General features: G+C 39.9%; 1 pseudogene. It reads left to right on the top strand.

The features are described from left to right. A pseudogene (locus tag ACYVRH_RS13705) lies at positions 1-543 on the top strand (hypothetical protein); the annotation flags it as partial. Between the last annotated feature and the right edge of the window lie 275 nt (positions 544-818).

The following is an 818-nucleotide window of genomic DNA, read 5'->3' as shown; positions in this document are numbered from 1 at the left end:
GATCACCTGTGGGGGGATAGGTTTTTTTCAAGAGCGGTTAAGACTGATGAAGAGTACCATTTTATTGATAACTACATCGACCAAAATGCCGTTGTTGTCGGGCTTGCCGATACTCCCGAAAACTGGAAAGCGTCAGGGGCTTTTTATAAAAAACGAGGGATTACTGGCTTGGTGGACTTTGACCGCTTCTACAAAAAGCCGATACCGCTTTTGCCTACCATTCCTTTTACAATTTCCAATTTGATACCCCCTGCCCAACTTGCCCACATTTTACATTACATCGGGGCTTATGCCGTTGCTCTGGACAGGCTCTATAATTTAGTTCCATTAATACCTAAACTTGGCGAGACTAGGGAAAACGAACCTACACACACATACCTACATTATTACACGCCCACGCATAATTATTTTATCTATGAGTATGACGGAATGAACACAATGTATGGCACTTATACTGGCGTATTGGAAACAGCGACAAGGCAAAAGTTTAATCTTTCCGACTTGCTTAAAAATCCGCTGATGAAATTGGAATTGAATTTTTAATATTCTGTAGTTTTACCAAAGTAAAAAAATCTGTCCACAAAGTAACCGACTTTGTAGACAGACACTAATTACTTGAACGGATAATCAACTACTTTAAAATGTACTCGTTTTCCGTCCCTTCTCATTACTGGAATACAGCAAAACACGCTGGTAAAATAAACTTGTAACTGACACCACTTTTTCATAGTGTCGATATACTCCCGTCCACCGCTATAGGTAGCGTACTTTTAGTCTGGAGTTTTGCCAAATACAAGCAATCATAAAAAAGCGTTGTG

Source organism: Treponema sp. R80B11-R83G3, assembly GCF_054786115.1.
Note: the sequence above shows the minus strand (reverse complement) of the source record. Positions and strands in the feature narration are given on the sequence as shown.